At 70.8% G+C, this 6191-nt stretch carries 5 protein-coding genes and 1 pseudogene (1 of these 6 running past the window's edge); 3 read left to right on the top strand and 3 right to left on the bottom strand.

Annotated elements, in window-relative coordinates:
• Window positions 1-786 (top strand): annotated as a pseudogene (locus D471_RS32495) (bifunctional metallophosphatase/5'-nucleotidase); it begins 1334 nt to the left of the window's first position.
• Between the two features lie 90 nt (window positions 787-876).
• Here D471_RS32495 and D471_RS0101170 read toward each other — a convergent pair.
• Complete coding sequence (locus D471_RS0101170) at window positions 877-1299, bottom strand: hypothetical protein (protein ID WP_152486188.1); 423 nt, start codon at window positions 1297-1299, stop codon at window positions 877-879.
• Between the two features lie 243 nt (window positions 1300-1542).
• Window positions 1543-2484, bottom strand: coding sequence for a hypothetical protein (locus D471_RS39285; RefSeq protein WP_152486189.1), 942 nt, complete (start codon window positions 2482-2484; stop codon window positions 1543-1545).
• 386 nt (window positions 2485-2870) lie between these two features.
• Here D471_RS39285 and D471_RS0101180 point away from each other — a divergent pair, with 386 nt between their 5' ends.
• Both D471_RS0101180 and D471_RS0101185 read left to right on the top strand, forming a co-directional pair.
• Window positions 2871-3539 carry a response regulator transcription factor gene (locus D471_RS0101180; protein WP_017570862.1) on the top strand — a complete coding sequence of 223 codons (669 nt, stop codon included), beginning with the start codon at window positions 2871-2873 and terminating at the stop codon, window positions 3537-3539.
• Between the two features lie 61 nt (window positions 3540-3600).
• Window positions 3601-4887 (top strand): sensor histidine kinase, encoded by a 1287-nt coding sequence (locus D471_RS0101185; RefSeq protein ID WP_017596933.1) that lies wholly within the window; start codon window positions 3601-3603, stop codon window positions 4885-4887.
• 246 nt (window positions 4888-5133) lie between these two features.
• On the opposite strand, the gene D471_RS0101190 is transcribed toward D471_RS0101185, so the two are convergent.
• Window positions 5134-6191: glycosyltransferase family 4 protein (locus tag D471_RS0101190; RefSeq protein WP_017596934.1), on the bottom strand; the 1058-nt coding region annotated here is incomplete at its 5' end.

The raw sequence follows: 6191 nt of genomic DNA on the forward strand, positions 1-6191 counted from the left end.
CTGGACACCTACGGGATCGCGCCGTTCGCCAACCAGGTCGTGGTGGTGCCGGACATCCCGCGTTCGCAGATCAAGGAGCTGCTCGAACACGGTGTGCACGCCGCCCCCGCGGCCAACGGCGGGTTCATGCAGGTCGGCGGGGTGAACTTCGCCTACGACCCGGAGCGCGCCGCACAGGAGGTCGACTCGGACGGCCGGGTGGTCGCTCCCGGGGAGCGGGTCCGCGAGGTGATCCTGCACGACGGCACGGTCCTCGTGGAGGACGGCGAGGTCGTCGACGGTGACCCGATCACGGTCGCCACCATCGACTTCTCCGCGCGTGGCGGCGACATGTACCCGTTCCGCGGGGCCGACTTCACCGTCGTGGGCGCGACCTACCAGGGCGCCCTGGAGCAGTACCTGACGGGGTCCCTGGAGGGCCGGGTGACCGCCGAACGGTACCCCGAGGGCGGTTCGGGCCGGATCGTGGTCGGCGACCAGGCCACTCCCGTCGAGACGCCGACCGGCACGCTGGAGCTGCGACGCACGCCGGTCCGGGAGCCCGCGACGGCGATCTTCCGCTACTCCACCGACTCCCCGGGCCGCGACAACCACGTGGCGGTGTTCGCCGAGGGGGTCTCCCCGGGCGCGGAGGAGCCGCTGGCCACGCGCCGGGCCCGCCGCGAGTGGGGCCACGTCCCGGTGAGCACGCGCGTGCTGGGCGCCGGTACGTTCACCGCCTACCTGCTCGACGGTGACGGAGGGGTCCTGGCCGGACCGCTGACCTTCGAGGTCGAGGAGCGCTGATCCGGCGGCGCCGTCCCGGCCATCGGTTCGGGACGGCGCCGACCCGGCCACCGGTCGGCGGCGTGCCCGCTCCGGACCGGTGGCCGGGGCTCAGCAACGCGGCAGGCCCTCGATCGGCTGCCACGGCTCGGCCGCGTCGAAGGCGGTCGCGCTGACGAACACGTCCCTGTTGCCGGTGTCGTCGTCGGTGAGCACCCACCACATGGTGCTGGTGTCCTTGCCATCGGTGTGCGGCTGCCCCTTGGTCTGGCAGAAGACGTAGTGCCGCCCCGGCCACAGCCACCCGCCCGTCGCGTAGCGGGTGTCCGCGGACCAGTAGGTACTGGCGTCCCGCCACGTCGTGTAGTACAGCCGCGGGGAGGCGGACTCCGTCCTGGCCGCGGTGGCCGACGGCGCCGACACGGGTGTCTCCTCGGGTCCGCTCTCCGCCGTGGCGACCGGAGCCGCCAGCGCCATGGGCGCCGCGAGCCCCAGGGCCGCCGTCGTCACTCTCAGGAATCGTCTGCTGGCCATCACCGCTCCTCGTCCGGCCCCGGGTGCGGGGCGGGGTGGTTGCCGGTGTCGGCGCTCTGGCCGGACTGTCAGCCGTGGGGCGGTCGGGGCCGGCACCGGGATGGTTGTGCTCGGTGGAACGGCCACGGGGCGCACAAGCCCGACGGACCGCACCAACGAGGCCCATTGTCACCCAGAGTGATTCCTAATGTGCGTAACGACACGATGTGGCGCCCCGGACGGAAGGGCGCTCCGGCGCGCGGCTCAGAGACAGCCGACGATCTCCTCGGCGGCGGCGGTCATGTCATCGCGCTCGCCCTGGTCCAGGCCGTTCTGCTCGAACCAGATGAGCACGAAGTGGCAGGCGTACTGCACGTCCACGGAGTCGCCCTCCTCATCGGCGGAGAGGGCCCCGGCCATGAGAGCGGCGATCCCGGAGTTGTCGAAGGCGATGACCCGCACCAGGTTGGTGTCGATCGCGGAACTGCACTGGAAGAGCGGCCCCTCACCCTCGTCGGACTCGCAGATGTCGCCGGTCGTGTCGTAGCGCTCGGTGATGTCGAACTCGGACGACAGCTCGTCGAGCAGCTCAGTGGAGGTGATCAGCTCCTGGGGCTCGAACTCGGTGGGCTCCTCGGTCGGCTCCTCGGTCGGCTCGAACTCCTCCTCGGTGGGCTCCGGGGTGGGCTCCTCGGTCGGCTCCCCAGACGGGGAGGGGTCCTCGGTGGGTTCGGGCGACGGGTCGGCGGCGAATCCGCTCACCACCGTCTGCCCGAGGAAGAGACCGCCGCCGAGGAAGGACGCGCCCGCGAGAACCGCGATGACCGTGAGCACGGCCAGCACCCCGGCCCCGTAGCGTCCGCGCCCCGCTGGAGGGGGTGAGGCGGGTCCGGCCGGACCCTGGGGCGGAGGCCCCTGGGGCGGCCCCTGCGGGGGCTGCTGCCCCTGGAAACCCTGAGGATTCTGAGGAGGCTGCGGTGGCTGAGGCCCCTGGGGGACCTGCTGGTTCTGCCAGTACTGCGGCTGCTGCGGCTGGCCGAACTGCTGGGCGTGGCTCGGCTGCTGGGGCTGGTGGGGTTGCTGCCCTTGCGGGTCCAGGAACTCCTGGGGGTGGTGGGGCTGCTGCCCCTGTCCCCCATGGGGGCTCTGCGGACCCTGGGGCGGCGGGCCGAAACCGCCCCCGGGGTCGGGCGTGTGGTCGTTCACGAAGGAGCTCCTCGGTGTCTGGGGATCTGGGGATCTGGGGATCTGGGGTGGTCGCGCTCGAACGGGGGGCTGGCGACCGAGCGCGAATCCGACTCCGCGTCGATGCCCCACCGGGGCCGCCCCCATGTCCCGTCGCGTGATGAAGTGTCCCACTTCCTCGGGGCGGAAGTCGCTCAGGGTCGCGCCGGAAACGCACACGGCGCAACGGGGCTCCCGCACACGCGAGCAACCAGCATCCCAGTATCACCAAGAAAAAGCAAAGAAAAGGCACAATATGAATGAATGAACGGTTTGCCCGGTATGGGAATAGCGTATTTTCGGCCAACCTTGGGCCATCCGGCGCGCATAATAGGGAAATGCGCGACCCCAGACCTACGATCGGGACCATGACCTGCGTTTTGCTGGCCGAAGACGATGTCTCGATCTCCGAGCCCCTCGCGCGTGCGCTCCGCCGCGAAGGCTACACGGTGGACGTGACCGTCAACGGCATTGAGACACTCGACCGTGCACGTGCGGGAGACATCGACCTGATGGTCCTGGACCTCGGGCTGCCAGAAATGGACGGCCTCGAGGTGGCACGTCGGCTGCGCGCCGAGGGTCACGGCACGCCCATCCTCATCCTGACCGCCCGAGCCGACGAGGTCGACACCGTGGTCGGCCTGGACGCGGGAGCGGACGACTACGTCACCAAACCGTTCCGGCTGGCCGAACTCCTCGCCCGTGTCCGTGCCCTCCTGCGGCGCGGCGGAGCCGAGGTACCGGTCGTCCACGGTGTACGCATCGACAACGACTCACGTCGTGCCTGGCTCGGCGAACGCGAACTCCAGCTGACCACGAAGGAGTTCGACCTCCTGCGTGTCCTGGTCCGCGACGCGGGCAAGGTGGTGACCCGCGAGCAGATCATGCGCGAGGTGTGGGACACCAACTGGTGGGGGTCGACCAAGACCCTGGACATGCACATCTCCTGGCTGCGCCGCAAGCTCGGCGACGACGCCAACCAGCCGTCCTACATCACCACCGTGCGGGGCGTGGGCTTCCGCTTCGAACGGGACTGACCCGACCGCGCGCCGACACGCTGGACGCGATCGGCCGCCCGGGTCGCACGGATGAGGTGACATGCGCAGGCGGATGGTTTTCTCCACCCTCGTGGTGACCGTCATCGCCGTCATGCTGCTCGGCCTGCCTCTGGGTGCGCTCACGTACAGGATGGTGCACGACGAGGCCAGCCAACAGCTCCGGAGCGAGGCGGAACTCATCGGCGCGGAGAGCGACAACATGCTCGAACTCCAGGGCGAACTCGACCTCGCCGAGTTGAGCTCTGAGCATCCCCGCCGGTTCATACGCATCACCCCTCCCGGGGAGACCCAGGCGACCACGGCGGGTGACCCCGCCCTGAGCCCCGCCACGCCGGACGCGCCGAGCTTGCTCCGGGCCACGGACACCACCGGCCGCGGCACACACGTCCAGGTGTGGGCGAGCGCGGACAAGGTCCAGCGCAGCGTGGTCCGCGCCTGGCTCGGGATCGGCTCGCTGTCCCTTCTCGCCATCGGCGTGGCCGTGGGGCTGTCGATGTTCCAGGCCCGCAGGCTCACCCTCCCCCTGGTCGATCTGGCGGCCACCGCGGAGCGCCTGGGGTCGGGCGTGGCCACCCCCTGGGGCCACCGCTACGGGATCCCCGAGGCGGACCGGGTGGCCGAGGTGCTCGACCGCAGCGCCGAACGCATCGCCGGCCTCATCGCCACCGAACGCCACTTCGCCACCGACGCCTCCCACCAGCTGCGCACACCGCTCACCGCACTGACCATGCGCCTGGAGGAGATCGTCGCCGAGGCCGACGACCCCGAGGTGGTCCGGGAGGAGGGTGAGGCCGCGCTCTCCCAGACCGAACGCCTCGTCGAGACCGTCGAGAGCCTGTTGGGGCGGGCTCGCAAGAGCCAGAACCCCGAGGTGGAACCGGTGGAGGTCGACCCGGTGCTCAACCACCTCCAGGCCGAGTGGTCCCCGGTCTTCCAGCAGGAGAAGCGCGACCTGGTCGTCGCGGGGGACCCGGGGCTGACCGCCATGACCGTGCCGAGCGACCTCACGCAGATCCTCGCCACCCTGGTCGAGAACGCCTACAAGCACGGAGCGGGCACGGTGACCATCCGCCGCCTCGACACCGGCCAGTCGGTGCGCATCGAGGTCAGTGACGAGGGCGACGGCGTCCCCGAACACCTGTCGGGCCGGATCTTCGACCGCGAGGTCAGCGGCGACGGCGGCACCGGACTGGGGTTGGCCCTGGCCCGGCACATCGCCGAGTCGGAGGGGGCTCGGATCGAACTGGTGCAGACCCGGCCGACCACCTTCGCGCTGTTCCTGCCCGCGGGCGCGGGCGGTCTGACGAAGATGACCGGCCCGGTCTGACTGTGTTCGTCTTGGTCCTCCGCTTCGCTTCGGCCCGCCCGTCGCCCTCCACCACCCTCAACGGACGGCCTTCGGCCGCGGAACCTCCCTCTTCGTCGCCCTCCCCCACCCGGGGGCCGCTTCGCGGTGGGGCGGGCACCCTCAACCGACGCCTCCGGCGCAGTCTTGATCTTTGAGAACCCCGCCGGCTCCCGAACGTCAAACCCCCTGGAGTGACCGCCCCGCCTTGGCCCAAAGAAAACACGGCTACGCCACCGTCGGGGTCGACGCCGCCTGGGGCACCTTCCCGCGCACCACCAGGTCGCTCCACAGCGAACGCACCCGCGCCAGCCCGTAGGCTCCGGTCACCTCCGCCCTCGCCCGCTCGGCCTCCTGCGCGAACCGGCCCTCGGACACGATCGCGTGGACGGCCTCGGCCATCTCCACCGCGTCGTCGTGGATCCAGTGCGGGTCGTAGATGGTGTCCGCGCCCGGCCACGGCAGCAGCGCGGGAACCCCGCCCGAGGCGGCGCACTCCGCGGGCGCCAGGTGGAACGACTCGTCGTCGCTGGTGGAGAGCATGAACCCGACCCGCCGCAGCCAGGTGGCCACGTCCGGACCGAACGGATCGAAGACCACGGCCTGCGCGAGCCGCTCGTCGCGCTGGATCCGCCGGTAGACGCCCTCGAAGTAGGCGCGTTCCTCGGGCCGGTTCCAGATCCACCAGTAGTCCCACGGCTGCTTGGTCTTGATCGACAGCGTGTACCGAGGGTCCATCCGCCGCAGTTCCGCGAGTACGTCCAGCCCGCGGTCCAGGCGCTTGCGCGAGGGCGCGATCCCGATCATGCCCAGGGAGTACTCCGCGCCCGCGAGCTTGGGACGGCGCAGCTGTTCGTCGTCCACCCAGTTGGGCAGCACGACCACCTTGTCGGCGGGCCAGCCGGTGATCTCACGGGTCAGGTCGGCGTAGTGCGGGCTGACGCACACCACGGCGTCCACCTTGTCGATGTCGAGTCTGCGCGGCCACTCGGCGTAGAGCTCGAACCGGTGCAGGCGTACGACCAGCCGCTGGTCGGGGCGTTTCCACTTGGCGTAGAACAGCGCGTTGGGACCGCACCACTCGCAGATCACCACGTCCGCCCACCCGGCCAGCTCGCGGGAGCGGTACTGGTCGTGGGTGCTCAGGCCCTCCCACTGGTCGATCCGCACCTCGAGCCCGGGCAGTGAGTCGAGGTAGTCGGCCAGGCGGGTGAAGAACTTCAGGTCGTGCCCGGCCACGACCACCTTGAGCGGGCGCTCCGGGTCGGTCCCGGCGGGGGGGGGGG

Source organism: Nocardiopsis lucentensis DSM 44048, assembly GCF_000341125.1.
GTDB lineage: Bacteria > Actinomycetota > Actinomycetes > Streptosporangiales > Streptosporangiaceae > Nocardiopsis > Nocardiopsis lucentensis.

Coding starts and splice junctions, on each gene's coding strand:
- D471_RS0101170 (WP_152486188.1), bottom strand. CDS start 1,299: ATGGCCAGCAGACGATTCCTGAGAGTGACGACGGCGGCCCTGGGGCTC.
- D471_RS0101180 (WP_017570862.1), top strand. CDS start 2,871: ATGACCTGCGTTTTGCTGGCCGAAGACGATGTCTCGATCTCCGAGCCC.
- D471_RS0101185 (WP_017596933.1), top strand. CDS start 3,601: ATGCGCAGGCGGATGGTTTTCTCCACCCTCGTGGTGACCGTCATCGCC.